This is a genomic window from Amycolatopsis sp. MJM2582, from assembly GCF_000754115.1.
Lineage (GTDB): Bacteria > Actinomycetota > Actinomycetes > Mycobacteriales > Pseudonocardiaceae > Amycolatopsis > Amycolatopsis japonica.
Window position 1 is genome coordinate 1,017,084 of sequence record NZ_JPLW01000001.1, and the last position, 25,791, is coordinate 1,042,874.

Genomic DNA, 25,791 nt, shown 5'->3' on the forward strand with positions numbered 1-25,791 from the left:
GCCAAGGTGTTTCTTTCGGCGCAGCCAATTGACACGAATGGGCGATCGACGTGTGCGCCGAGTAAACGGAGGCACGCGGTTTTCCCCGTCGGGATGTGCCTCCTTCGGGTATCGGTCCCCGGTGGTTAATCTGGCTTCCCATTCCGTTCCGCACCTCGGGGGTTCTGTGCGGATTCCCCAGCCGAGGTAGCCCGTGCCCACCCACACCTCCCTGTCGGCCGACGTCCTCACGGTGGTCGTCGCGCTGCTCGTCATCGGCCTTCCCGGTCTGCTCACCGGTCTCGCCGCCGGTCTGCGCGGCTGGGTGCTCGCGGGGATGACGCCGTTGCTGAGTTACGCCATCGGCGGGCTCGCGGGCCCGTGGGCGGCCGCGCTCGGGCTGCCGTTCACTCCCGTGACGTACGCGGTCGCGACGGCGTTGTTCGCCGGTGTCGCGTTCGGACTGCGGCGGCTCACGCTGCGCCGGTGGCCGCCCGCGCCGGAAGAACCGCTGTGGGGACGCTCCGGGCACCTCGCCGTCGGGGCCTGCCTGCTGCTCGCGGCCGCCGTCGGGATGTACGCGGTGGTCCGTGGGATGGGCAGGCTGGACGCCATCCCGCAGGGGTTCGACGCGGTGTATCACGCGAACGGCGTCCGGCAGATCGCCGAAACCGGGGACGGCAGCCTGTTCGGCACCGGCGAGGTGAACTGGTACGGCGACGCGGCGCCGGTGTTCTACCCCAACGCGTACCACCTGCTCGCGTCCGTGGTGTACCTGCTGAGCCCGGCGACCATCCCGCTGGCCTTGGACGTGAACACCGCGCTGCTGCCCGCGCTCCTGGCGTTGTCGCTGGTCACGATGGTGCGCGTGTTCCGGGGACGCGCGGTGTTCGCGGGTGCCGTCGCCCTCGTCTCGATCGCGCCGGTGATGGGCCTGTACGAATCGATGAGCAGGGGACCTTTGCTCCCGTTCCTGCTCGGCCTCGCGCTGACGCCGCTGGCCGCCGTCGCGGTGAAGCGGTACCTCGACCGTCCCGCACCCGACACCGGATTCGTGCTGCTGGTGAGCGCCGTCGGACTGCTGTGCGTGCACTCGTCGGCGTTGTTCGGCGCGATCCTGTTCGCCGGCCCGCTCCTGCTGCAGCGGTGGATCGCGCCCGGGGAACGGTGGCGGCGGATCGGGCGTGACCTGCGCGCGCTGGCGATCGTCGGGGTCGTCGCGATCCTCGTGGCGTGGCTGCAGCTGTTCGGCGCGATCGGGCTCGCGAGCGGCGAGGTGCCCTACCGCAGCTGGCCGGTCGAATGGCGGGCGACGACCGCGCTCGGCGCGCTGCTCGGCTTCCAGCACCACGAGCCGTATCCGCAGATCTGGCTTTCCGTGGCGTTGTTGCTGGGCTTCATCTTCTTCTCGCGCGCGGGCGCGCTGCGCTGGATCGGGGTCACGGCGCTGATCACCGGGCTCGCCTACATCGCGGTGACGTCGTCCGAGCAGCCGCTCGTGCTGGCGCTGTCCCGGCCGTGGTGGAACGACCCGTACCGGTTCATGTCGATGGCGGCGATCCCGCTGTCGATCATCGCGGCGCACGGCCTCGCCGAGACGCAGGCGTGGCTGCGGGACAACATCGCGCACCGCAAGGTGCCCGCGTTCGCCGTCGCGGTGGCGGTGTTCGGGGCGTTCGCCTTCCTCAGCAACGGTTTCTACGCGCCGTCCAACGCGGCGAAAGTCGCGCCCGGCTACGCGAACACCCCCGGTATCGACCAGCACAAATTGCCGGTGAGCCCGGACGAGGTCGTCGCGATGGAGAAGCTCGCCGAGTTCGCGAAGCCCGGCGAGCGCGCGCTGAACGACCGCCTGGACGGGACGGTGTGGACCTACGCGCTCTCCGGCGTCCGCACGACTTCCGGGCATTTCGACGAGACGCTGTCGCCGTCGGACGCGCGGCTGCTGGAATGGCACTTCCGCGAGTACCCGTCGAACGCCCAGGTGCGGGCGGCGGTGGCGCGGCTGAACGTGCGGTGGGTGATCCTCGGGCAGTACGGCTACCCGACCGGCGCCCCGCGCCAGGCGGGTCTGCGCGATCTGGACGGGCTGAACTTCGTGACCGAGGTGTACCGGAACCCCGACGCGGTGATCTACCGCCTGAACCCCCGCAATTAGTCGACTAATTGCGGTCGTTACGTCTGCGACCGACGCGAGTTGTTAGCCGCAATTAGTCGACTAATTGCGGGGGTGGGTGACGAGGCGGGCCGAGAGGGCGGCACCGCCGGCGGTGATCAGGTCGGCGACGGTGAACATCACCCGCGAGGCGATGGCGAAGGCCGTCGCCTGGACGACAGTGAGACCCGAGGCGGTCAACACGGCGACCTGCGCGACCTCGCGGACGCCGACCCCGCTGGGCAGGATGAACGCGAACGTCCCGACGGTCATCGCGACCGCCATCGCGCCGACGCACAGCACGAAACCGCTGAAGCCCGGCGTGCCGACGGAGTTCGCCAGCAGCCACAGGTGGACACCCTGCAGCGCCCACGCGGCCGTCGACGAGCCGAAGACCTTCCCGACGACCGACCAGCTCAGCCGGTGGTCCAGCGGCGGGCGGCGCAGGATCCGCAGCACCAGCGACGTGCCCCAGGTGAGCACGCGCGGGTGCAGCATCGCCAGCCCGACGGGGATGAGCACGAACAGCCACATCGCCCGCGGGCTGTTGCTGAACACCGCGGGGGCCGCGAGCAGCGAGACGACCAGCGCGGACACCACACCGACGCCGAGCTGGATCAGCGAGCCGGTGAAGATCCGGGCCCTGGCGAGCCCGGCCTTGCGGCCCAGCTCCATCTGCAGCAGATACGCCCACACCGAACCCGGCACGTACTTGCCGAGCGAGCCGACCAGGCAGATCTGCGCGCCGCGGGCGTAACCGATCGGCTTGCCGAGGTCGTCGACCATGACCTGCCAGCCGTAGGTCGACACCATGATCGCGGCGATGAGCGCGAGCAGGCTCAACGTGGAGGATTCCCACGCGACCTCGGACAAGGTCCGCCAGAATTCACCCCAATTGGTGACAAGTGTCTTCGCCGCGAAACCGACGACCAGCAGGATGGCGATCCAGCGGACGACGTCGAGGATCTTCGCCTTGGTGGATTTCGGTTGCTTTACGGAAACCGAAGTGTCCTCTTCGGGCGTTTCGACCGTCGTCACTGAACCTCCTCTGCTGCTACCTCGTCACCGCAGGTCAGGCCTGTACGGTCACCAAGCGGCTGAACTCGGTCAGCAGATCGTAGCCGTCCCAAATCGCGGAGAACGTCAGGGCCGAGCCGAAGGGAACGACACGGTCGACGCCACGGCCGGCCAATTCCGTCACGAATTCCGTCAATTCTTCTTTGGTGAAGCCGAATTGACCGACGGTTTGATCTTTGCGGAGCACGATCGGGACGAGGTCGGAAAGCGTGTCGACGCGCGCGTTGGCGAAAGTGCCCGCGCCGAGCCATTCGCGTGGCAGGACGGCGGGGTCGGCCAGCTCCAGGGTCGCGATGCCGTTGCCCTGGAACTCGATGCCGCTGACGAGCCCGTCGACGGCCGCGCCGTACGCCGAAACCCGCTTCTGCACGGCCATGGCGGGCTCGGTGACGTGCTGTTTCGTCGCCAGCACCTCGGCGAGCAGCTTCCGGAACTCCTGCCCTGCCTCGCGGGCGCCGTCTTCCTCGCCGACCCAGAACACCGCGCGCGGCGACGAGCAAGCGGCCTGGTCGAACCAGTACGAGTCGTTGTAGAAGCCCTCGGCGGCACCGCGGCGCTCGGCCTCGGAGGCGTTCTGCCAGCCGCGCACCGACGCGACCGCGAACGACGACCGGTCCGGGAAGGTCAGGTCGCGGGCGTGCGGCGCGAGCGGGTACTTGCGCAGCGCGGCGACCGAGGCGTCGCCGCCCCAGATCACCCGCAGATCCGCGGCGACCGACAGCGCGCCGCTGATCGCGTCGCTGCGGTCGTAGGTGACCATGCGCTGCGTCGCGGTGATCGCGGCGGCGGTGTCGGCGTCCACTTCGGACAGTGCGGCGTTCAGTGCTTCCAGCACCGTTTCGGCGGCACCGGCCGAACGCGAGGAGACGCGGACGACGTTGTGGTTGCCCGCCAGTGCCGAAAGCGCCCACGAGTACACGAAGATCGTGTCGACGTTGGCGGGCGGCACGTGGAAGACCAGCCCGCGCGGGAAGCGCAGCGCGTCACCGGAAGTCTCCAAAGTGGACAGTGCCTTGGCGATCTCTCCCTTGCGCAGGAAGAAACCGAGCGAAGCCAGCTCCGGGAAACGACGGGCCGTCGCGGGTGCGAGCAGCTTGCGCGCGAACTTCGTCAGGAACTCGACGACACGCGGGTCGCCGACGCGGATCCGTCCGCCGACGGGTTCGGCCCGCAGCTCCTCGACCAGCGAGGAGACCTCGATCGCGTCGCCGATCGGAAAACGCTGGTTCAGGCTCATGCCGCCGCTCCCTGGAAGGTGTCCGAGCAACCGCGGGCCTCGGCCTTGGGCAGCCTGCCCATGACCGAGAAGTGCTTACCCGGCCAGTCGCCGTCGTCGATCCCGTTGTAGACACCGAGGTCTTCGGTGAGCAGGACGTGGCCCGGGTACGAACGCGGCAGCGTGCTGACGACCTCGATCACCCCGGGCTCGCCGACCGGCTGCTCTTCCCAGGTCTCCGGGTTCCGGATCACCACGTCGGCGAAATCGGGGCAGTACAACGAGTTCCCGGACGGTCCTTCGAGGAACACGGTGCCGATCTGCTCGATCATCCCGTAGTAGTTGTGGATCCGGGTGAGCCCGGTGTCCTCTTTGAAGCGACGGCGGAACTCGGTGTTGTCCACCGCGCGGTCGATCAGCTTCTTCCAGCCGCCGGAGTGGATCAGGATCCCGTTGGAGAGATCCAGCTCGTGCTCGCGGGCGACCTCGTAGAGGTACTGCCACACCATGAAGGTGAAGCCGAAGATCAGGAACGGCTTGTCGCCGTAGGTCGCCAAGAACGTCTTGACCGCCTCGACGTCCGGCTGGTCGTTCTCGTCGAGCACGTAGGTGTGCTTGCGGCCGAAGTTCGCCATGCCCAGCACGCCCGCGCCGCGCGCGGAGAACGAGCGGCGGTTCTTGATGATGCCGATGGTGTCGACCATCAGCATCGGCAGGCGCTCGCCGCCGAGGACCTCCTGAAGGGTGGCGCCGAGCTGCTTGGTCTGCGCGCCGGCGGCGTCCTTGTCCAGGTAGATCCGGGACGCGCCCGCGCCGGTGGTGCCCGAGGAGGTCAGCGTCTTGAAGATCTCGGACTCGGGGATGCTGCGCAGGTCGTGCGTCTTGAACATCCGCACCGGCAGCCACGGCAGATCCGCGATGGAGCTGAACGAAGCGTCCCGCGCGATGCCGAGCGACGACAGGATGCGCTCGTAGCCCTCGGAGTTCTCGCGGTGGTGCGCGGTCAGTTCGGCGAGCTGCGGAAGCAGATGCTTCTCACGCTCGGCCTGGGACAACGTAAAGACGCTCATACCTGGGCCTCCAGCGACCGGTAGTCGATCTTGCCGCTGGCGAGCAACGGCACGGTGTCGATGGGGCGGACGTCGAACCCGCTGGTGTGCAGGTGCAGCCGCTCGGACAGCGCCTTCGCGGCGTCCTTGCAGATGGCCTTGGCTCCGTCGCCCTCGGGCAACTCGGCGAACAGGACGACCTTGTCCCCGGCCGGGACGGCGGCCACGACGTCGATCCCCACCGAAGCCGAACGCACGGCGTGCTCGAGATCATCCAGGCTGACGCGGTTGCCGAAGACCTTGCCGATCCGCTTGAGGCGTCCGGTGATGTAGAGGAACCCGTCCTCGTCGAGGTAGCCGAGGTCGCCGGTGGCCAGCACGCCACCGTATTCGTCGCCCGCGGCCAGCCCCGCCTCGTCCTCGGCGTACCCCATCATCACGTTGGGCCCGCGGTAGACGACCTCGCCGACGATCTTCGGATGCGTGGTCTCGGAACCGTCCTCGCGCCGGATGGCGAACGAACCGCCGGGCAGCGCGGGCCCGGCCGAACCGAGCTTCTCCGCGAGCCGTTCCGCCGGGACGGTGGTCATCCGCGGGGCGGCCTCGGTCTGCCCGTACATCACGAACATCCGCCCGCCGACCTCGCGGATCTTGTCGTTGAACTGGGCGACGAGATCGTCGCGCAGCTTGCCGCCCGCCTGGGTCAGCGTGCGCAACGTCGGGTACTTCGCCGGGTCGAACTTGAGGCGCCGCAACATCTCGTAGTGGTACGGAACCCCGGCGAGCGAAGTGACCTTGTGCTCGTTGACCGCGTCCCAGAACCCGCGCCCCAGCACGCCGGAGGGCTCGATGACCACGGTCGCGCCGCGGACGAGATGCGAGTTCAGCACGGACAGGCCGTAGCTGTAGTGCAGCGGGAGGCTGGTCGGCGCGATCTCGTGGCGGTCGATGCCGAGTACCTCGGCGATCGCGTCGGCGTTGGCGTACACCGCGCCACGGGAGAGCCGGACCAGCTTCGGATTCCCGGTGGAACCGCTGGTCGGCAGCAGGACCGCGAGATGCGGATGCGGCTCGACCCCTTCGGCGGACTCCCGGACCCAGTGGCCGTCGGAGACGGCGTACCCCTCGGGGGCGGGCGCGTCCGGCGCGGACAGCACGGCGGCCGGGCGGAAGCGCTCGATGAGCCCCGCCAGGACGTCGGCGTCCAGCGCCGGGTCGATCAGCGCGATCGCGCGGCCCGCCTCGAACGCGCCGAGGTAGTTCAGGACGCTGGAGAGGTCCACCGACATGCGCGCGAACAGCGCGCCAGGCGGCAGCAGCGACAACGCGGCACCCACGCGGGTGACCTCGGTGTCGAGTTCCTCGCCCTCGAGCGTCCTGCCGCTCGTGACGTCGATCAGTCGCGCACCCACACCCAGAAGGGTCATCAGAGAACTAATCCTCCATCGATGCCCAGCACCTGCCCGGTGATGAACGAAGCGTCATCACTGACGAGGAACCGGATCGCGTTCGCCACGTCCTCGGGCGTCCCGAGGCGCCCCAGCGGGGTCTTGCCGATGTTCTCGGCCTTGGCGTCCTCGGTCAGGCCGGAGGTCAGGTCGGTGTCGATGACACCGGGCGCCACCGCGTTGACCCGGATCCCGGACCGGCCGAGTTCCTTCGCGGCCGAACGCGCGATGTTCGCCACCGCCGCCTTCGAGGCCGCGTACACCGTCTGACCTGCGCTTCCGTGCTCGCCGACGATCGAAGCCAGCACCACGATGGCGCCGGTCTTCTTGCGCATCATCGCCCTGGCCGCGGCCTGGACGGTGTGCAGTGTGCCGGCGACGTTCGTGCTCAGCGTGGTGTCGACCAGTTCCTCGCGGATCATGCCGAGGAGCGCGTCCTCCATGATCCCGGCGTTGGCGACCACGATGTCGAGCTTGCCGTGTTCCTTGGCCACCCCGCGGACCAGCGTCGACACGGCCTTGGCGTCGGTGACGTCCAGGGCGAGCCCGCTCGCGGCCCCCGCCGCGGCCGCCGCTTCCTTGGCCTTCGCCTCGTCGCGGCCGGTCAGCACGACGGTGGCGCCCGCCTCGGCGAGCGCCCGCGCGGTGGCCAGCCCGATACCCCGGGTACCCCCGGTGACCAGGGCGACCTTGCCGTCCAGCATCACTTGTTCTGGAGGTCGGTCACCATGTCGACGGCGACCTTGAAGCTGGACATGTCGATCACCTGGTCGGTGTCGAATTCCACATCGAACTCGTCCTCGATGGCCGCGACCAGCGCCATGTGACCGACCGAGTCCCAGGCCTCGATGTCGCGGTACTTCAGGTTCTCGACGTCGACCTCGCCGTCGAGGTCCAGCGCCTCGACGAAGACCTCACGCAGCTTGCCGGCGACTTCCGCCATGTCCGTACTCCTAATGCTCGTCGCGTGGACGGGCGTCCCACGCCTTCACCAAGGTAGAGAGGTCGCCGGGCAGCCGGTCGGCCAGCCCGTCCTCAGGGAGACCGGCCTTACCCTTCAGCCACGGTCCCAGCGCCTCGATGGCGGCCTCGTCCAGGCCACGGCGGGACAGGCCCACCGTGTTGACGCCGGTCACCCGTGCGGGGTTGCCCACGGCGATGGTGAACGCGCCCACCTCCTTGCGGACCGCGGAGCTCATCCCCACCATCGCGCCGGGGCCGATGACGACCCGCTGGTGCAGGATCGCGCCCATGCCCAGGTTCGCCCCGGACCAGATGTGGCAGTGGCCGCCGGTGATGACGTTCGACGCGACCGTGACGGCGTCCTCGACGAGGCAGTCGTGGGCGATATGCGAGCCGCGGAGGAAATAGCCGCCGTCGCCGATGGTGGTGGTGCGCCAGGTGCCCTGGTGGACGCTGACGTACTCGCGGATCCGGTTCCGGCTGCCGATGACGACGCCGTGGCCGTCGTGATCGGGATCACCGGTCGGCGCGCCCTCCCAGGCCGCGGGGTGCTCACGGCCCCGGTCCTCACCGGGGGTCCCGATGGTCACGTGCGGGCCGATCCAGTTGCCGTCCCCGATCCGGGTGGGGCCCACGATGACCGTGAACGGTCCGATGACGTTGTCGTCGCCGAGCTCGACACCCTCGCCGATGACTGCTGTCGGGTGGATGCGGTTCACCACGTGAAGATCCGTTCGTTGTGGCTGGAGGCAGCCTGGGGTAATGGGCGCTTCGGCGGTCCCGGTAACGTGTGGCCCGCGCCAGAGGGGGCGGCCGGGCGCAGAACCGGCGGCTCACTGTACCGGACGCACCAGAACGCCCAGTCGAGAGAGACTTGCAGATGATCCCCATTACCGTGGTCGACGTCCGTGACGCGGAGGACCTCGTCGTCGAGGTGCTGCGATCCGGCGCCATCGCACAGGGACCGATGGTCAAGCGCTTCGAGGACGCGTTCGCGAGCGTTTCCGGCACGAAGCACGCGATCGCCGTCAACAACGGCACCACCGCGCTGGTCGCCGCCATCCAGGCGCTCGACCTGAAGCCGGGCGACGAGGTCGTCACCTCGCCGTTCACCTTCGTGGCGACGCTGAACGCGATCCTGGAAGCCGGCGCGACCGTCCGCTTCGCCGACATCCGGCGCGACGACTTCGCGATCGACCCGGACGCCGTCGCGGCCGCGATCACCGACCGCACCAAGGTCCTCATGCCCGTGCACCTCTACGGGCAGACGGCCGACATGGGCAAGCTCGCGCCGCTGGCCGCCGAGCACGGTCTCAAGATCATCGAGGACTCCGCGCAGGCCGTCGGCGCGTCGTTCCAGGGCAAGCCGTCGGGTTCCTTCGGGATCGGCTGCTTCTCCTTGTACGCCACCAAGAACGTGACCACCGCCGAGGGCGGCGTGATCACCACGGACGACGACGAGCTGGCCGACAGCCTGCGGGTGCTGCGCAACCAGGGCATGCGCGCCCGGTACCAGTACGAGGTCGCCGGGCACAACTACCGGATGACCGACCTGCACGCCGCCGTCGGCATCCCGCAGCTGGAGAAGCTGGACCAGCTCACCGCCGCCCGCCAGGCCAACGCGAAGCGCCTTTCCGAAGGCCTCGCCGGCACCCCGGGTCTCGACATCCCGCAGGTCCTGCCGGGCCGCGAACACGTGTGGCACCAGTACACCGTGCTGGTCGGCCCGCACGCCTTCCTCTCGCGTGACGAGCTCGCCGCCGCGCTCACCGAGCGGGGCATCGGCAACGGGATCTACTACCCGAAGATCGTCTTCGACTACGACTGCTACCGGAACAACCCGCTGATCCCCGACGCGAAGGTCGAGGACTTCCCGGTGGCCGCTTCCGTCGCCGCGCAGGCGCTTTCCCTGCCGGTGCACCCGCACCTTTCCGAGTCCGACCTGGACACCATCATCGAAACGGTTCGCGAGGTACTCGGCGCATGACGACCCACAAGATCGCCCTCATCGGCACCGGGAACATGGGCTCGCTGCACGCCCGTGTCCTCGCCGCGAACGAGCGCGTGGACCTCGTCCGCGTGATCGACCCGCGCGAAGAGGCGGGCCGCAAGGTCGCCGATCGCTACGAAACCCAGTGGACGCCCGAAATCGGCTCACTGTCCGATGTGGACGCCGTCGTGCTCGCTTCGGCCACCGAGGCGCATTACGAGCTGGCGCAGGAGATCCTGGGCCAGGGCAAGCCGATGCTGGTCGAGAAGCCGGTGTGCAACAGCCTCGAATTCTCCCAGGAGATCGTCGGGCTTTCGGCGAAGAAGGACATCCCGCTGATGTGCGGGCTCCTGGAGCGCTACAACCCGGCCGTGATGACCGCGCGGGCGCTGGTCAACGAGCCGATCCACCTGATGGCCCGCCGCCACGGCCCGTACGCGCCGCGGATCAAGACCGGTGTCGCGTGGGACCTCCTGGTGCACGACGTCGACCTGGCGATCCAGTTCTTCGGCGGCGCGACCCCGCAGCGGGTCGCCTCCGGTGCCGGCTACTTCCACCCGAGCTCCGTCGAAGGCGCCGAGGACACCATCGAGACGGTGCTGTCGTTCGAGTCCGGGCTCGCCACGGTTTCGGCGTCCCGCCTCGGCCAGCGCAAGGTCCGCTCGCTGTGGGTGTCCGAACTGGACCGCATGATCGAGATCGACCTGCTGCGCCGCGACGTCACCATCTACCGGCACGTCTCGCACGACTCGGTCACTGAGGACGGCCTCGGCTACCGGCAGCAGACCGTCATCGAGATCCCGGAACTGGTCACCGCGCGCGAGCCGCTCGCGACACAGCTGGACCGGTTCGTCGATCTGCTCGAAGGCAAGGTCGACGTGGACGTCGAGCGGGACCTGATCCTGCCGTCGCACGCCGTCGTCGACCAGGTGCTGACGCAGGCCGCGGCCTGACCTTTCGCGCATTCAGTCCTCTGAATGCGGTAGTTGCGTGTGCAAGTACCGCATCCAGAGGACTGATTGCGTTATTTGGTGAGGCGCTGGCCCTTCGCGTCGTACGCGACGAGCGGGGTCAGCACGTACGGCGACTCCACCTGGCCGGGGTTGAACCAGAAGATGACGACCGACGGATCCTCACTCCACGGGATCACCTTGGCCTCGACCGGTTTCCCGCGGACGGTGCTGGTGACCCGCACCGCCGGACCGGAGAAGTAGCCGAACACCGGCACGAACGTGCCCCGGATCACGTCGCCGCCGTCCACGGCGTGGAAGCCGAACGACCGGTCGGAACCCTTGAATTCGTTGGCGGCCAGGAGCGCCTCGTACTCGCCCGCGCCGGTCCGGTACGCGACCTGCAGACCGAACCGGACGTCCGGCATCGACGGCTCGTCGATCTCGGACGCGTAGATCACCAGCTCACGGCCATCTTCGCCCCTGTACCCGAGCGGGATCACGTCCCCGAACGGAGCGTCCGACGGGGCCGCCGTGATCGAAGTGCTCGCCGGTGCCGGTGCCGGTACCGGAGCGGGGACGGACGCGACGGGCGCGCTCGCGGCGGGCGGAAGCGGCTGCTGGGCGGGCTCCCTCAGCGCGACCGCGCCGACGATGACCAGCACCGTCACCACGGCGGCGGCGACCCCGCCCGCGCCGGTCGCGAGACGGCGGCGACGGCGGATACGCCTGCCCTTGGTCATGATCGCGCCGAGGTCGGGCTCGGCGAACCCTTCGGCGGGCGGTTCCCGCAAAGCCGAACGCAGCGTCTCGAGGTCGGTCATCGTCCCAGCCCCCCGATCAGTTCCGTTCCGTCCTCCGCGGTGATCCGCAGCTTGGTCAGGGCGCGGGAATTGGTGCTCTTCACGGTGCCGACCGAGACACCCAATTCGCCCGCCACGTCGGATTCCTTCAAGTCGAAGAAGTGCCTGAGCACCACGACGGCTCTCTCCCGGTCTGTGAGCGTACGCAACGCGTCAAGCAGCCATTTCCGCTGGACGACGGCACCGGCGACGTCCATGCCGCTCGGCTGCTCGGGGATGTCCTCCGTGGCGTTCTCGCGGATCGGGCGCCGCCAGCCGTCGATGACGTGGTTGACGAGCACCTGCCTCGCGTACGCGTAAGCGTCCTTGCGGCGTACCCGCGACCAGGCCGCGTACGTCTTGGCGAGCGCCGTCTGGGTGGCGTCCTCGGCCTGATGACGGTCGCTGGTGAGCAGGAAGGCCGCATGCTGAAGACGCGTCGCCGAGTTCCGCACGAACTCGACGAACTCGTCATCGCCGCGAGCCACCCTGGTCCTCATCTTCGTTCGACGGTTGACCACCTGAAAGGTTGCTTCAGTCCTTCCGGCGAGCGAACCGGAGCGCGACGACGATCCCCGCCACGACCACGGCCACCGCGAGGACGATCCACACCCAGGACGGCACGAGGTCTTCGGGAGTGGTCTCGCCGGCTGCCTGCGGTGCCGGGGCCGCGCTACTGGCCGGAGCCGGGCTGCTCGTCGGGGCCTGGCTCGTCGGGCTCGGTGCCGGCGCGCTGAGGTTGAACTTCACGGAGCCGCTCGTGGCGTGCGTGTCCTCGAAGGTGACCTTGTAGCGGAGCGTGTACTCGCCCGCGGGGCCGACGGCCTGGACCGGCGCCGTGACGACCGTTCCGGCGACCTCCGCGCGGCCGACCGTCCACGACGCGTTCTCGGGGCCGGTGATCTGGATCGGGTTCTCGTCGGCGAGGGTGACCGGGCCCGAGAAGGTCAGCTTGATCTGCGTCGGGGGCGTCGCCAGCGAAGCGCCCCTCGCCGGATCACTGCTTTTCAGCTCCGAATGGGCCAGCGCCGGGGACGCGGTGCCCAGCAGGGCCAACCCGGTGACCAGCAACGACGCACCGAACCGCTTGAACCTCATCAGACACCCTTCTCACCGGGGAACTCCCCCGCCGAGCCTAGTAGTCGGGCCGGGACGGGCGTTGGTTCCGGCTCGGGATCGGCCCTGCGGCTTGGTCGAATGTCATGAACGGCCCTTTCCTGACGTTTTTCGTCAGGAAAGGGCCGTTCATGACATTCAGGGACGCTGCGCGTGGCGGGTGGTCAGCGCGTCGAGGTCGAGCGTGAGCGGAGTGCCGTCGAAGTCGAGGCTCACCTTGCCGGTGTGCTCACCGAAGTTCTCGTACTCGCCGTCGATCAGGCGGTACGTGGTCATGCTCGCCGGGTCTTCGAGGTCGACGATCCAGTAGTGCTCGATGCCGACTTCGGCGTATTCGGAGAACTTGGTGACCCGGTCGGTGCGGACGGTTCCCTCGGACAGCACCTCGATGACGAGCCGCACGTCTTCCGCGGCGGAGATTCTCGCCGGGTTTTCGTCGGCCACGAGGGCGGAGGTGACCAGTACATCGGGCACTCTGACCGTCAACGGCGCAGTGGCGACGACCATTTCGGCTTCACCCATCGCGCTGTATTCCGGCGGCGTCTGTTCGTCGAGCCAATACGTCAGGCGATTGACCGCACGCTGATGGAAGAACAACGGACGCGGCGACACGACGAGGACCCCTTCGACGACTTCTGCGCGGTGTTCCGGGTCTTCCGGCAGCGCGGTCCAGTCGTCGAGCGTCAGGAGGCGGTGAGGCCAGTGCACGACACTCATCGAACTCCTCCTTCGCCGGTGATCACCAGACCATCTTCCCACGGTTTCCCCGAGAACGTAGCACCACGGAAAGTGACACACCATTACGGTGAGGAGTTGCCCGGCGGCAACCGCTGTGCCGGGACATCCGATCGTGATCAAACCATTTCCGCTGCTCAGCTAGATTTCAAGCATGAGAAGAACCTGGGGGTTCCTGACCGTCGGCCTGCTCTTCCTCGCCACGGCCTGTTCCATCGAGATCGAAATCCCGATCCGCTCGAAAACGACTCCGTCTTCCTCGTTCAAGGCCGCCACACCCACGACATTCAAGGCCGCCACACCCACGACGCCGATCCCCGTGTCACCCGCCACGGTCACCGACGCTTGCCCGTTCATCGCCGTCGGTGAACTCGCGCAGATCATCGGCACGTCGGCCGAGATCCGAGCGCAGGAACAGCCGGCGGACGTGGAAGGCACCGAGAAGCGGTACAGCTGCCTCTACGAGGACATCCATCAGTCGCCCGACGGCGCGCCGCGGCTGCACATCACCGTGGCGCCGGAGATCGGGGCGGAAAGTGTCACGGCGGTGGACAACACGATGAAGGCGTTCTGCCGCGAGCCGATCACGACCGTCGGCGGCGTGGGGGACAAGACGGCCCATTGCGAGCAAGGCAAGGATTTCACGAGGGCGATCGTGGTCGTCGGCAAGCGCAGCAACGGACAGGTCCGGCTCGCCCTCGTCGATCTCCCGAAGAACCGCGCGGACGTTTACGAGGCGATCGCGAAGCTACTCGCGGAACGGCTCTGACCCGGAAAACGCATGGCTGATCGCCCATCACCTCGGATACGTTCACCGCGTGCACAGATCGAGGGGAATCCTCACCACCACCTGCCTGTTGTTCGCCGTCGCGGCCTGCTCCAGCGGCGCCGCGACCGAGCCGACGCCGACCTCGACGGCACCACCGTCGTCCTCGAGCAAACCGGCCGTCAGCACGACGCCCAGCACCACGCCACCACCGGTGCCCCTCGCCAAGATCACCGCGGCCTGCCCCGTGCTGAGCCCGATCGAGTTCCTTCAAGTGATCGGGAAATCAGACGATCTGGTCGCCGACGAAGGCGAAGCCGAACGGGTCGGCGCCGGCAAGGCCTACCGGTGCTCCTTCGACGACCCCAAGGGAAAGTACGCGAGATCGGCCGAACTCTTCGTCGCGGCGATCCCCGGAAATCAGCCGCCTCGCACCACGATCGACAAGCTCGCGAAGGAATGCAAGCAACCGGTCACCCAGCTTCCCGGAATCGGCGAGCAGGCCTTGTGGTGCGGGATCCCCACCGACGGACCGGACCTCAACATCCTGGTGACCGTGGGAAAGCGTAGCCATGGCGAAACACGGGTCGCGACGCTGTACATGAACGAGACCAGGACCGACGTCTACTCGTCGCTGGCGAAGCTGATGGCCGACCGGCTCTGACTACTCCGTGAAATCGCCCGCGGGGGCACCCCAAGACCCAGGGGTGTCACCGCGTTCCTCGGCCAGCGCCCGCCGCCGCGCGTTTTCGGCGCGCACACGCTCCACTTCGGACTGGATGTACTCGTCGTCGTACTTCTGGAAGACGCGCGCCGGGTTGCCCGCCACCAGGCTGCGCGGCGGAACGTCCTTGGCGACCACAGAATTCGGCTGCACGGTGGCGAAATCGCCGATCGTGACCCCGGCCATGATCACCACGAGGCCGCCGATGAAGCAGCCTTTGCCGATTTTCACGGGTTTGCGTTCGATGAGGTCGCTGCCGGAGTGGTTCTGCAGCGTCATGTTCGCGAGCCAGCTGGAATGCGTGAAGATCAGCGTGTTGAGGCCGATGCTGGTGTGCTCGCCGATCTCCAGCCCGCCGCTCGCGTCGAGCGCCGCGCCTTCGCCGATCCAGCAGTGTTCGCCGATCTTCAGGTTCTCCGGGCTGATGATCTTCACGCGTTCGCGGACCCGGGTCGACTCCGGCAGCCCGTAGAAACGAGCGCGCTCGGCGTCGTTCATGTACTGCGAAACGAGTTCGGTCAGGATCTGCGGACGCAGCCGGTTGCTGCGTTCGTCATCGAAGAACATCGGCCTCGGTCACCAGTTTCTCGAAGGTACGCAGGTGTTCTTCGGCGACGACGTCGAGGCCGAAGTTGGCCCGCACCATCGCGCTTTCCCGCTGTGCCACCAAAGCCCGCTTCTCCGGGTCGTCGAGCAGTTCGATGACGGTGTTCGCCACCGCCTCGCTGTCGTCCGGGCGCACCAGCAGGATGTTCTCGCCGTTGCGCAGTTCGATGCCCGGGTAGTTGTCCTCGGTGACCGAAGCGATGGTCGCGGTACCCGAAAGCATCGCCTCCAGCGACGCGGTGCCGCAGCCGCCGTTGAGGTCGTGCGTGACGATGTCGGCCGCCGCGAAATACGACGGCACATCGGCCTTCGGCACGGCACCGGTGACGATGATGGCGTCCGCGACCCCGAGTTCTTCCGCCCGCTTGAGGAAGACGTCGTGGTACACGCGGCCGACGACGACCACCTTCACGCCGGGGTGTTTGTCCAAAATGGACGGCAGCGCCTCGACCAGCGGGAGCCGGTTGCGCAGCGGGATCACGTGCCCCAGCGAGACGATCACCGGACCGTCGCCCAGCCCATGCTCCGCACGGACATCCTTCGTCAGCGGCTTCTCGAAGTTCCCGGTGTCGACGGCGATCGGGAAGTAGTCCGAGTTCGCGTCGCTCGTGCCGTAGCGCTCGACGCAGTAGTCGACGCCGAGCTTGTCGAGGATGACGTACCGCGGCTTGAGGTAGCGCAGGATCGGGTTCACCAGCACGGCGTCCAGGAACCGGAAGACGCCGCCATACAGCTTGTTGTCGCTGATCAGCAGCGTGTGGATGGTCAGCAGCATCGGCAGCTTGTGCCGCCGCGCGTACCGCCCGGCCAGCCACGACAGGTCGAAGAACTGCCCGTGCAGGTGGATCGCGTCCGGCTTGAACTCGTCCAGCAGCTTCCGCAGCCGGCGCCAGTTCCCCGGCCGCAGCGAGGCGAAGCTCATGTCGAAGTCGATCGACAGGCCCAGCTGCGGCATCTTCACCGCGGGCAGGCGGACGACGCGGTAGCCGTCCTTCGTCTCGTCGGCCGGGGCGTCGGCGTACGCGGCGGTGATCGCGAGCACCTCGTGCCCGCGCGCCGCGTACTGCTCGGCCAGGGAAGCCGCCATGTGCGCGCTTCCGCCCACCCTCGGCGGGAAGAAGTTGTTCACCACGGCGATACGAAGAGGACGGCTCTCCCCCGGCGCCATCACCATGCCGTCTCCGCGGGGAAGAGTACGTCGACGGCGGTCATCCCTCCGAAGCCTTCACCAGTTCGTACATGCCTTCTTCCACCGAGATCTTCGGCTCCCAGCCGAGGATCTCGCGGGCACGGGTGATGTCGGCGGCACGCCGCGAGACCAGCACGTCGCGCTCGTTGAACAGCGGCTCGACGTTCACGCCGACGGCGTCGATGAGGATCTTCGCCAGCGTCGCGATGGAGGTGTCGATACCGGTGCCGATGTTGATCGGCACGTTCGCCTTCTCCGATTCCAGTGCCGCGACGACGGCGCGGGCCAGGTCGGTGACGTGCACGAAGTCCATCGACTGGTCGCCGCGGCCGTCGATGATCGGCGGCTGACCCGCGCGCAGGCGCTGGATGAAGTGGTTGATCACCGACGTGTAGTAGGCCTCGATCTTCTGGCCGGGGCCGTACACGTTGAAGAACCGCAGCGCGTTCCAGGACAGGCCCTTGGTGCGCTCGTAGAAGCCGAGCATGTCCTCGCCCGCGCGCTTCGAGATGCAGTACGGCGTGAGCGGCTTGAGCTCGTCGTCCTCGTGCATCGGCAGCCGCTTCGGGTCGCCGTAGACGGACGCGGTCGAGGCGAACACGACCCGCTCGACACCTTCGTCCGCCGCGGCGGCGAAGACGTTGTGGTTGCCGACCATGTTGATGTCGATGGACTCGTGCGGGTCCGCGACCGACTTGTTGATCGACACGGTGGCGAAGTGGATGACGTGGGTGCAGCCGCGCATGGCCTCACGCACGGCGCCGCCGTAGCGCACGTCCTTCTCGACCAGTTCGACCTTGCCGGTGGCGACGAACTCGTTGATCCGGGCGCGGTCGCCGCGCGTCATGTTGTCGAAGACGCGGACGGTGTAGCCGCCTTCGATCAGCATCGGGATGACGTGCGCGGCGATGAAACCGCCGCCCCCGGTGAAGAGGACCTTCTTGTCGGGCATTTCTCTCCTAGCTCGCCCACGCGGTGCTGACGGTCTCGATGACCCGGTCCACGTGAGTATCGGTGAGGTTGGCGTGCATCGGGATGGCGAGATGACGGGCGAAGAGGTCCGCCGATACCGGCAAGGTCTGCTTCTTGCCGTAGATGGGCTGGAGGTGCGAGGCGTAGGTGCCGAAGTTGCACTGCACGCCCTGCTCGCGGATCCGCAGCGCGAGCGCGTCGCGGTCGATCTCCGGGGCCACGGTGAGGATGTAGGCCTGCCACGGGTGTTCACGGTCCGGCAGTTCCACCGGGACGTCGAGACCGGGCAGGTTCTCGAAGGCCTCGTGATAGCGCTTGGCCACCGAACGGCGGGCCGAGAGCAGGTCCGGGAGGCGGTCGAGCTGGACGTTCATGATCGCGGCCTGCACGTCCGAGAGCCGGAAGTTGTAACCCAGCTCGTGGAACTCCGGGATCGGCAGCGCGCCGGAACCCTCGCGGGTGATGGCGGGCTCGATGCCGTAGGTGTGCAGCTTGCGCGCGTGCGCGATGAGGTCTTCGCGATCCGAGACGAGCGCGCCGCCTTCGCCCGCGGTGATGCCCTTGCGGCCGTGGAAGGAGAACGCGGCGAGGTCGGCGAGGCTGCCGGCCGGGCGGGTCTTGTACGTCGCGCCCGCGGCGCAGGCGGCGTCCTCGAACAGCCACAGGCCGTGCTTGTCGGCGATGGCGCGGTACTCGTCGAAGTCACCGGGCTGCCCGGCCACGTCGACGGCGAGGATGCCGACCGTGCGCGGGGTGATCAGCGCTTCGATCGACGCCGGGTCGGCGCTCCACACGTCCGGGCGGATGTCCGCGAAGACCGGGGTCGCGCCCGCCTGGAGCACGGCGTGGCCGGTGGCGGGGAACGTGTAGTCGCCGACGATGACCTCGTCGCCCGGCTTCACGCCGAGCACACGCAGCCCGAGGAAGAGTGCCGAGCCACAGTTGCTGGTGGTCAGGGCGTGCGCGGTGCCGACGGTCTTCGCGAAGCGTTCCTCGAAACGGCGGCAGGCGGGACCGGCACCGGCCAGCCAGCCGGACCGGAACACCTCCGCCACCGCGGCGAGCTCTTCGTCGCCGACGGTCGGCTGACCGAGGACCACAGGTTCCTGCTCAGACATACCTCTCCCATTGCGTGGGGACCCGGCGAAGTGTATAGACGCCATTCGGCGGATCTCGGGCGGGCTGGATCCGCCCAGGTAAACGACGTCCTAGTCTTTAGCTCATGCGATTCGGCGTTCTGGGGGCGACGGAGGTGCGCCGCGAGGACGGCACCACCGTCCCGGTCGGCGGCCCGAGGGTTCGGACGCTGTTCGCGTTGCTCGCGTTGGAGGCGGGCCGCGTCGTCCCCGCGGAACGGCTCATCGACGGCCTCTACGGCGAGCAGCCACCCGATGGAGTGGCGAACGCGCTGCAATCGCAGGTCTCGCGGCTGCGTGGCGCGCTGAAGGAGCTCGCGCCCGTCGAGTTCAGCCCGGCGGGTTACCGCCTCGTCGTCGACCGCGACGACGTCGACGTCCACCGGTTCGAGCGGCTCGCCGCCGAAGGACGGCGCGCTCTGGCGGCGGGAGACGCCGCGAAGGCGGCTGAGCTGCTTCGTGGCTCTCTCGATCTCTGGCGCGGTCCCGCGTTCGCGGACATCACCGACGCGCCGTTCCGCGATCCGCAGGTCACGAGGCTGAACGAGCTGAAGACGTCCGCGATCGAAGACCGGGTCGAGGCCGAACTCAGGCTCGGGAGACACGAAGACGTCCTCGCCGAGCTTCGCGAGGTCATCGACGAGCAGCCGTTGCGGGAACGGCCGCGTGCGCTGCTGATCCGCGCCCTGCACGCCGCAGGCCGTCAGGCCGACGCGCTCACCGCGTTCGAGGACGCCCGCCGGGTCCTGGCCGACGAGCTCGGCGCCGACCCCGGCCCCGACCTCGCCGCCGCGCATCTGGCCGTGCTGCGGGGTGAAACGCCGCCCGTCAAGACCACGACCGCACCGCTACCCGCGCAACTCACCAGCTTCATCGGGCGCGAAGGCGACCTCCGGCACGTGCTCGACCAGCTGGACCGCTCGCGCCTGGTGACGCTGACCGGCCCCGGCGGGACGGGCAAGACCCGGCTGGCCATCGAGACCGCGGCCGCGATGGACCTTCCGGCGGTCTTCGTCGAGCTCGCGCCGTACACCGAGGACGCGGACGTCGCCCAGGCCGTGCTGACCGCCCTGGGCCTGCGGACGGTCCCGCTCGGGGCGGTCACCGCGCCGGTGGAGAACGCTCCGGTGGACCGGCTGATCGACGCGCTGGCCGATCGGGCGGTCCTGCTGGTGCTCGACAACTGCGAGCATCTGGTCGAGGCCGCCGCGAAACTGGTCGCCCGGCTGCTCGGCGCCGCCGCGGCCCTGCGGGTACTCGCCACCAGCCGCGAACCGCTGGGTATCACCGGCGAGATCGTCTCCCCCGTGCCGCGGCTCGCCGTACCGCCGCCGGGCACGCCGCCCGCCCGGTCGCTGGAGTTCGCCGCCGTCCGGCTGTTCGCCGACCGCGCGCGGGCGGGTGATCCGGGATTCGCCGTCGACGACACCACCGCGGGCGACGTCCAACGGGTCTGCGCCGCGCTCGACGGGTTGCCGCTGGCCATCGAACTCGCCGCCGCGCGTGTGCGGACGCTGCCGATAGGCGAGATCGCGGCCCGGCTGGACGACCGGTTCGGCTTGCTGTCGCGAGGCAGCCGCACCGCCGAGACCAGGCATCGCACCCTGCGCGGTGTCGTCGAGTGGAGCTGGGATCTGCTCGACGAGGACGAGCGTCTGCTGGGCAGACGGCTGACCGTTTTCGCGGGTGGGACGACGCTGGCCGACGCCGAAGCTGTCTGCGGCATGCCGGACGCCGCGGAGCTGCTTCCGTCCCTTGTGGACAGATCACTCGTCGAACGCGGCGGCGACCGGTACCGGATGCTCGAAACGATCCGGGCCTTCTTCGCCGGGAAACTCACCGAAGCGGGCGAAGCCGACCGGATGCGGCGCGCGCACGCCGAGCATTTCCTCGCCCTCGCCGAGGAATCGGATCCGATGCTGCGCACCGGCGACCAGCTGCGCTGGCTCGACCGCCTCGACGCCGCCTACGACGATCTCCTCGCCGCGTTGCGCTGGGCCGCGGAATCCGACGTGCGCGTCGCGCTGCGGCTTTCGGCTTCGCTGGTGACGTACTGGTGGATGCGCGGGCGCCGGTTCGAGGGCTCGACGCTCTGCTTGGAAGTGGTCAAACGCCTCGGCGAGCGGGCGCCGGACGGCCTCGAAGAGGAGCACCAGCTCTGCGTGCTCACCGCCGCCGCGGGATTGCGGGGCCATGAGGCGCTCGACCGGCACCTGCCGCTGGTGGAAGGCCTCATGTTGAGCCTCGTCAAGGCACCCCGGAACCCGGCGCTGCTGCTGTTGATGGGTGTCGTGACCGGCCCGCCCGGTGACGACGACGCGCTGCTCGAACGCAGCCGGGTGCTGCTGGCGAACAGCGACGACTGGAGTCTCGCCCTCTCGCCGACCGGCTACGGCCTCCGCGCGCTGATGCAGGGCGATCTCGAAACGGCGGAGGAATTCCTGCGCGAGGGGGCACAGGCGTTCCGCTCGATCGGGGAACGCTGGGGCCTTTCCATGGCCCTCGACCACCTGTCACAGGTCCTGATCTGGACGAACCGGCAGGCCGAAGCCCTCGAAACGATGAACGAGGCCCTGCGGCTGATGCGGGAGCTCGGCGCCTCCGACGACAACGCGGACCTGCTGTGCCGTCGCGGCGGCAGCAAGCTGCTTCACGGTGACGCGGCGGGCGCGCGGGCGGATTTCGAACTCGCCATCGAGATCGCGCGCCGGGCCGGGATGCCCGAAAGCCGGGCGGCCGGATATGTCGGGCTGTCGTTCCTCGCCCGGCACGAGGGCGATCTGGCGGCGGCCCGCGCGTTGAGCGAACGCGCGCTCGCGGAGTGTTCCGGTGGTTCGTTCGCGGCCGAAGGGGTGCGTGCCGGCGCGAAGATCTCCCTCGGCTGGGTGCTGGCCGCCGAGGGCGACGTCGACGGGGCCGAGGAGCTGCACCGGCTGGCGCTGGTGTCGGCGGACCACTGGCACGACAGCACCACCGTGGCCTGCGCCGTCGAAGGCCTCGCCGGGGTCGCGCTGCTGCGCGGCGACGCGGAGCGGGCGGCGGTCCTGATCGGGGCGGCGGTGACCATCCGGGGCACCTCGTTCGCCGTCGATCTGGACGCCGCCCTGCTCAGGACGACCGTGCGGGAGCGGCTCGGCGACGATTTCGACCGGGCCTACCGCCGGGGACTCGGCGTGCGCGGCGCCGCTCAATTGACCGGGAAACTCTGACCGCCTGCCAGCTGGATCCCCTGCGGCGCGAAGCGGCCGATGGCATCGGCGAGGTGACGCTGGTCGAGTTCGCTGTCCTGGACCGCGACGTACAGCGGTGCCGCGTTGGTCGGGACGGCGCCGAGCCGGGTCATCCCGGGGCCGACCGGGTCGATGGTGAGCCGGGCGACGTCACGCCATGGCACGACGGTCCGCTCGATCCGGACGCCCACCGCGTCCAGTTCGAAGAGCACCCACTGCTGGTCGTGCAGCGACTTCACGTAGGCGATGGTGCCGACGCCGCCGGCGATCAGGACGACGCGCAGCGCACCGGGCGCTTCGATCGAACCGAGCAGGGCGGCGATCCCGAGGAAGGCCACCAGAAGCCCGGTCAGCTTCGCGGCGCCGACCAGGCCCGCGTTCGGCTTGTGCACCCGGAACCGCACGTTGCGCGTCAGGTGTTTGGTGAGTACCCCGCCCCCGACCGCGGCGGCGAGCCCGAGCATCGTCACCACCAGCGAAACCGGCGAGAAGTCCGCGAAGACGTTGTACCCGGCGATCAGTGCGACGAAGCCGCCCACGACGGTCGACATCAGCGCGAGCTTTCCCTTGCGCACGTCCTGTTCGCGGCGTTGGAGCGCGGCCTGGTCGGGTGCGGCGAGGAAGCCGCCGTCGATGTTCCTCATCGGGCGTCACGCTGCGTTTCGGCGGCCGCGCGACGCTCACGCTGACGGCGGTCGAGGACGTACAGCAGGGCTCCGGCACCGGCGCTCAGGACGGCGTAGAGCAGGTCCTGAAGGCCGTCCTCCGGGTAGCCGGTGGAGAATTCGGCCATCGCGAGCGCGACGAAGAGGACGCTGACGACGGCCCCGCCGATGATGTACACCTTGTTGCTGAGCATGGTTTCCCTCGCTTGTCGTTGCCTGGTGGGATCACTCTCGCGCGGGGCACATGACATTCCGATGACACACTGACAGCGTTCGGTGCGTGGACGGTCAGCGGTCGCGGAGACCCTGCGGACATGACTTACGCAGCTGGATCTCCCGAAGACTTCCTCGCCGTGCGACATCTGACGGTGCGCGGCTCCCAGTCCGAGATCGGCCGGGCGCTCGGCGCCGAGGTGAAGGCGCGCTCGGACTGGTCGCCGTCGGCGATCGACCCGATCGCGGCCACGGCGCGGCGCACCTGGTTCGCGCGGAACTGGCCCGAGTACGCCGGACGCCTTGCCGGGTTCGCCGAGGCCTACGGGCTCCCGGCCGACGCGGCGGTCTCCTTCGACGACGCGAGCGCGTTGCCCGCCGGGTCGGGGTGCTCGGCGCTGTGGACGGGGAGCGCGCTCGGCCGGAACTACGACTTCTTCACCATGAGCTGGACCCAGCTGGGTGCGGTGCTGGCCGGGGAGGAACCCGTGGACGACGGGACCGTGCCGATGGCGTCCCGGCCCTATGTCCTGACGACGATCCCCGACGACGGCATCGCCTCGACCGCGCTCACGATGTCCACAATGGACGGTGCGACCGAAGGGGTCAACGAGGCAGGCTTGGTCGTCGCGCTGCTGATGGCCGACGTCGAGACGGCCATGCCACTGGAACACGGTCCGCAGGCGGGTCTCTCGGTGCTGCAGGTGTGCCGGTACCTGCTGGACACCTGCGAAACCGTAGACGAGGCGAAAGAAGCGCTGATGCTCGCCAAGCAGTACGCGCATGGCGCGCCCTGTCACTACATCGTCGCCGACGCCTCCGGCCGCGGCTTCGTGTACGAACGCGGAGCGCACGATGTCGAGTACTTCGTCGAGGTGGCCGACGGTCCGCTGTGCGTCACGAACCACCTGCTGCACCTGCACCCGGACGTCGACTCGCTGCCGGAGGACACACCGGAGACCATGCGCACCTACGAGCGGCTGCGCACCGTCACCAAGGAAGCCGGCTCCGGGCCGCGCGCCGCACTCGACGCGGTGTCGTTCGCGGTCGAGCCCGGCGCGCCGTGGCGGACGTTGTGGCGCAGCGTCCTCGACCCGGCGGCCCGCACCCTCAGCACGCGGTTCTACCTGGGTGACGGCGAGAACGGCACCGCGCGGCACTCGCCGGAACTCACCTTCGGAGTGTCGCGGTGACCATCGGAAAGGGCCGCAAGATCGGCACCGTCGCGGTCTGCGTGCTGGCGCAGCTGCTGATCGCGATCGATCTGACCGTGCTGCATCTGGTGCTGCCGTCGCTTTCGGAGCAGATGCACCCGTCGACGACGGAACTGCTGTGGATCGCCGACGCGTACGGTTTCGCGCTCGCCGGGCTGCTGATCACGATGGGGAACATCGGCGACCGCGTCGGCCGGAAGAAGCTGCTGCTGATCGGGGCGTCGCTGTTCGGGGTCGCTTCGGTGATCACGGCGTACGCACCGACGGCGGAACTCCTGATCGCCGCCCGCGCGCTGCTCGGGGTCGCCGCCGCGACGCTGATGCCGTCGACCCTCTCGATCGTGCGGAACGTGTTCACCGGCAAGGAACGCGCGGCCGTGATCGGGGTGTCGAGCGGGCTGACGATCCTCGGTTTCGGCATGGGGCCGCTCGTCGGCGGGTTCCTGCTCGACCATTTCTGGTGGGGTTCGGTGTTCCTGGTCAACGTGCCCGTGGTGGTGGTCATGGTGATCGCGGGCGCGCTGATCCTGCCCGAATCGAAGAACCCAGCCCCGGGCCGGATCGACGTCGTCAGTGTGCTGCTGTCGATCGCCGGCATGGTCGGGATCGTCTACACGATCAAGGAAGTCGCGTACAAGGGCTGGGGGCACTGGGACGTCGCTATCGCCGCGGTGCTCGGGCTGGGCTGCCTGCTGGCGTTCGTCCTGCGGCAGCCGCGGCTGGCCGAACCGCTGATGGATCTGAAGTTGTTCGCGCGGCGGGCGTTCTCGGCGACCGTCGGCACCACGATCCTGGCGATGTTCGCGCAGCTCGCGGTCTCGCTGATGTTCGCGCAGTACCTGCAGCTGGTGGCGGGCTGGTCGCCACTGAAGTCCGGGCTCGCCGGGCTGCCCGGGATGGGCGGCGCGATCGTCGGCGGAGTGCTCGCGCCCTTGGGGATCAAACTCTTCGGGCGCGCGATCACCATCGGGCTGGGTTGCGCGCTGTCGGCAATCGGGTTCGCGTTGTACTCGGGCATCGACGTGACGATCGTGTACACGGATCTGCTGGCGGCGATGATCGTCTTCGGCGTGGGGCTGGCGCTGATCCTCACCGTCGCGACGGACACGGTGCTCGGCGTCGTGCCGAAGGCCAGGGCGGGCGCGGCGTCGGCGATCTCCGAAACGGCGACCGAACTCGGTGGGGCGCTGGGGATCGCCGTACTCGGCAGTGCGCTCGGCGCGCTGTACCGGAGTGAACTCGTCATCCCGCCGGGTGTGCCGCCGGAGGCGATTTCGGACACCCTCGGCGGTGCCGTCCAGTTCGCGGCCAAGCTGCCGCCGGAACAGGGAGCTTTGGTCCTGGCCAACGCGAAACTGGCGTTCGTCGACGGGTTGCAGGTGACGATGCTGTGCTCGGCGGGGTTGATGGCGGTGCTGGCGGTGAGCGTCCTGTTCACGTTGCGCGGGGTGCCGAAGGTCCTCGAAGACCCCGAAGAGGAGTCTGCTCCGGTCGCCGTGGCCGCGTGAAGTGTCATGAACGGCCCTTTCCTGACGTTTTTCGTCAGGAAAGGGCCG

General features: G+C 68.8%; 26 protein-coding genes. 8 read left to right on the top strand and 18 right to left on the bottom strand.

Annotated elements, in window-relative coordinates; all coding sequences use genetic code 11:
* The first annotated feature begins 193 nt into the window (after positions 1 to 193).
* Positions 194 to 2,137 carry a DUF6541 family protein gene (locus ED92_RS05060; RefSeq protein ID WP_052120283.1) on the top strand — a complete coding sequence of 648 codons (1,944 nt, stop codon included), beginning with the start codon at positions 194 to 196 and terminating at the stop codon, positions 2,135 to 2,137.
* A gap of 60 nt (positions 2,138 to 2,197) precedes the next feature.
* Here the strand turns inward: ED92_RS05060 and ED92_RS05065 are convergent, their stop codons facing one another.
* Genes ED92_RS05065 through ED92_RS05095 form a run of 7 tightly spaced genes read right to left on the bottom strand, consistent with a single transcriptional unit; the run spans position 2,198 to position 8,609 of the window.
* Entirely contained in the window at positions 2,198 to 3,172 is a 975-nt protein-coding gene (locus ED92_RS05065; RefSeq protein ID WP_037333469.1) for a lysylphosphatidylglycerol synthase transmembrane domain-containing protein, read from the bottom strand.
* A gap of 34 nt (positions 3,173 to 3,206) precedes the next feature.
* Complete coding sequence (locus ED92_RS05070; RefSeq protein ID WP_037333471.1) at positions 3,207 to 4,448, bottom strand: acyl-CoA reductase; 1,242 nt, start codon at positions 4,446 to 4,448, stop codon at positions 3,207 to 3,209.
* Positions 4,445 to 5,497, bottom strand: a complete 1,053-nt coding sequence (locus ED92_RS05075) for an acyl-protein synthetase (RefSeq protein WP_037333474.1) — start codon at positions 5,495 to 5,497, stop codon at positions 4,445 to 4,447. The genes ED92_RS05070 and ED92_RS05075 overlap by 4 nt, the downstream gene beginning before the upstream one ends.
* Positions 5,494 to 6,903 carry an AMP-binding protein gene (locus ED92_RS05080; protein WP_037333476.1) on the bottom strand — a complete coding sequence of 470 codons (1,410 nt, stop codon included), beginning with the start codon at positions 6,901 to 6,903 and terminating at the stop codon, positions 5,494 to 5,496. Before ED92_RS05080 ends, ED92_RS05075 begins: the two co-directional genes overlap by 4 nt.
* Positions 6,903 to 7,628: an SDR family NAD(P)-dependent oxidoreductase gene (locus ED92_RS05085; protein ID WP_020632875.1), complete on the bottom strand. Its 726-nt coding sequence runs from the start codon at positions 7,626 to 7,628 to the stop codon at positions 6,903 to 6,905. Before ED92_RS05085 ends, ED92_RS05080 begins: the two co-directional genes overlap by 1 nt.
* Positions 7,628 to 7,867 (bottom strand): acyl carrier protein, encoded by a 240-nt coding sequence (locus tag ED92_RS05090; protein ID WP_037333479.1) that lies wholly within the window; start codon positions 7,865 to 7,867, stop codon positions 7,628 to 7,630. The genes ED92_RS05085 and ED92_RS05090 overlap by 1 nt, the downstream gene beginning before the upstream one ends.
* Positions 7,868 to 7,877: 10 nt before the next feature.
* Positions 7,878 to 8,609 (bottom strand): UDP-N-acetylglucosamine acyltransferase, encoded by a 732-nt coding sequence (locus tag ED92_RS05095; protein ID WP_037333481.1) that lies wholly within the window; start codon positions 8,607 to 8,609, stop codon positions 7,878 to 7,880.
* A 158-nt stretch (positions 8,610 to 8,767) separates the two neighbouring features.
* Between ED92_RS05095 and ED92_RS05100 the strand changes: the two genes are divergently transcribed.
* Both ED92_RS05100 and ED92_RS05105 read left to right on the top strand, forming a co-directional pair.
* Complete coding sequence (locus ED92_RS05100) at positions 8,768 to 9,874, top strand: DegT/DnrJ/EryC1/StrS aminotransferase family protein (protein ID WP_037333484.1); 1,107 nt, start codon at positions 8,768 to 8,770, stop codon at positions 9,872 to 9,874.
* A complete protein-coding gene (locus ED92_RS05105; protein WP_037333486.1) occupies positions 9,871 to 10,830 on the top strand; it encodes a Gfo/Idh/MocA family protein in 960 nt (319 codons plus the stop codon). The genes ED92_RS05100 and ED92_RS05105 overlap by 4 nt, the downstream gene beginning before the upstream one ends.
* Positions 10,831 to 10,901: 71 nt before the next feature.
* Here the strand turns inward: ED92_RS05105 and ED92_RS05110 are convergent, their stop codons facing one another.
* From ED92_RS05110 to ED92_RS05125, 4 genes are all read right to left on the bottom strand, one after another.
* Positions 10,902 to 11,651, bottom strand: coding sequence for a hypothetical protein (locus ED92_RS05110; RefSeq protein ID WP_037333488.1), 750 nt, complete (start codon positions 11,649 to 11,651; stop codon positions 10,902 to 10,904).
* Positions 11,648 to 12,157, bottom strand: coding sequence for a SigE family RNA polymerase sigma factor (locus ED92_RS05115; RefSeq protein WP_037333490.1), 510 nt, complete (start codon positions 12,155 to 12,157; stop codon positions 11,648 to 11,650). The genes ED92_RS05110 and ED92_RS05115 overlap by 4 nt, the downstream gene beginning before the upstream one ends.
* 46 nt (positions 12,158 to 12,203) lie before the next feature.
* Positions 12,204 to 12,767 (bottom strand): copper resistance CopC family protein, encoded by a 564-nt coding sequence (locus ED92_RS05120; RefSeq protein ID WP_037333492.1) that lies wholly within the window; start codon positions 12,765 to 12,767, stop codon positions 12,204 to 12,206.
* 156 nt (positions 12,768 to 12,923) lie between these two features.
* Positions 12,924 to 13,502: a Uma2 family endonuclease gene (locus ED92_RS05125; RefSeq protein ID WP_037333494.1), complete on the bottom strand. Its 579-nt coding sequence runs from the start codon at positions 13,500 to 13,502 to the stop codon at positions 12,924 to 12,926.
* A 172-nt stretch (positions 13,503 to 13,674) separates the two neighbouring features.
* Between ED92_RS05125 and ED92_RS05130 the strand changes: the two genes are divergently transcribed.
* Positions 13,675 to 14,289: a hypothetical protein gene (locus ED92_RS05130; protein ID WP_052120285.1), complete on the top strand. Its 615-nt coding sequence runs from the start codon at positions 13,675 to 13,677 to the stop codon at positions 14,287 to 14,289.
* Between the two features lie 42 nt (positions 14,290 to 14,331).
* Here ED92_RS05130 and ED92_RS42390 read toward each other — a convergent pair whose 3' ends face one another.
* Positions 14,332 to 14,520, bottom strand: coding sequence for a hypothetical protein (locus ED92_RS42390; RefSeq protein WP_125731609.1), 189 nt, complete (start codon positions 14,518 to 14,520; stop codon positions 14,332 to 14,334).
* Between ED92_RS42390 and ED92_RS05135 the strand changes: the two genes are divergently transcribed.
* Positions 14,501 to 14,950 carry a hypothetical protein gene (locus tag ED92_RS05135; protein ID WP_052120287.1) on the top strand — a complete coding sequence of 150 codons (450 nt, stop codon included), beginning with the start codon at positions 14,501 to 14,503 and terminating at the stop codon, positions 14,948 to 14,950. The two genes, ED92_RS42390 and ED92_RS05135, sit on opposite strands and share 20 nt — an antisense overlap.
* On the opposite strand, the gene ED92_RS05140 is transcribed toward ED92_RS05135, so the two are convergent.
* The 4 genes from ED92_RS05140 to ED92_RS05155 are packed head-to-tail and all read right to left on the bottom strand — an operon-like array spanning position 14,951 to position 18,895.
* A complete protein-coding gene (locus ED92_RS05140; protein WP_037333498.1) occupies positions 14,951 to 15,577 on the bottom strand; it encodes a DapH/DapD/GlmU-related protein in 627 nt (208 codons plus the stop codon).
* Complete coding sequence (locus tag ED92_RS05145; protein WP_235213197.1) at positions 15,564 to 16,790, bottom strand: glycosyltransferase family 4 protein; 1,227 nt, start codon at positions 16,788 to 16,790, stop codon at positions 15,564 to 15,566. The genes ED92_RS05140 and ED92_RS05145 overlap by 14 nt, the downstream gene beginning before the upstream one ends.
* Positions 16,791 to 16,824: 34 nt before the next feature.
* The gene (locus ED92_RS05150) at positions 16,825 to 17,757 is read right to left on the bottom strand and encodes an NAD-dependent epimerase/dehydratase family protein (protein ID WP_037333500.1); all 933 of its coding nucleotides are present in this window, start codon (positions 17,755 to 17,757) and stop codon (positions 16,825 to 16,827) included.
* A gap of 7 nt (positions 17,758 to 17,764) precedes the next feature.
* On the bottom strand, positions 17,765 to 18,895 hold the full coding sequence (locus ED92_RS05155; RefSeq protein WP_037333503.1) for a DegT/DnrJ/EryC1/StrS aminotransferase family protein: 1,131 nt from the start codon (positions 18,893 to 18,895) through the stop codon (positions 17,765 to 17,767).
* Between the two features lie 104 nt (positions 18,896 to 18,999).
* Between ED92_RS05155 and ED92_RS05160 the strand changes: the two genes are divergently transcribed.
* Positions 19,000 to 22,122 carry a BTAD domain-containing putative transcriptional regulator gene (locus ED92_RS05160; protein WP_037333506.1) on the top strand — a complete coding sequence of 1,041 codons (3,123 nt, stop codon included), beginning with the start codon at positions 19,000 to 19,002 and terminating at the stop codon, positions 22,120 to 22,122.
* Here the strand turns inward: ED92_RS05160 and ED92_RS05165 are convergent.
* Entirely contained in the window at positions 22,101 to 22,787 is a 687-nt protein-coding gene (locus tag ED92_RS05165) for a hypothetical protein (RefSeq protein WP_037333510.1), read from the bottom strand. The genes ED92_RS05160 and ED92_RS05165 overlap by 22 nt on opposite strands.
* The gene (locus ED92_RS05170; protein WP_037333513.1) at positions 22,784 to 23,002 is read right to left on the bottom strand and encodes a hypothetical protein; all 219 of its coding nucleotides are present in this window, start codon (positions 23,000 to 23,002) and stop codon (positions 22,784 to 22,786) included. Before ED92_RS05170 ends, ED92_RS05165 begins: the two co-directional genes overlap by 4 nt.
* 120 nt (positions 23,003 to 23,122) lie before the next feature.
* On the opposite strand from ED92_RS05170, the gene ED92_RS05175 reads away from it, so the two are divergent.
* Both ED92_RS05175 and ED92_RS05180 read left to right on the top strand, forming a co-directional pair.
* A complete protein-coding gene (locus ED92_RS05175; protein WP_037333518.1) occupies positions 23,123 to 24,214 on the top strand; it encodes a C45 family autoproteolytic acyltransferase/hydolase in 1,092 nt (363 codons plus the stop codon).
* The gene (locus tag ED92_RS05180; RefSeq protein WP_037333521.1) at positions 24,211 to 25,743 is read left to right on the top strand and encodes an MFS transporter; all 1,533 of its coding nucleotides are present in this window, start codon (positions 24,211 to 24,213) and stop codon (positions 25,741 to 25,743) included. The genes ED92_RS05175 and ED92_RS05180 overlap by 4 nt, the downstream gene beginning before the upstream one ends.
* Positions 25,744 to 25,791: the final 48 nt, after the last annotated feature.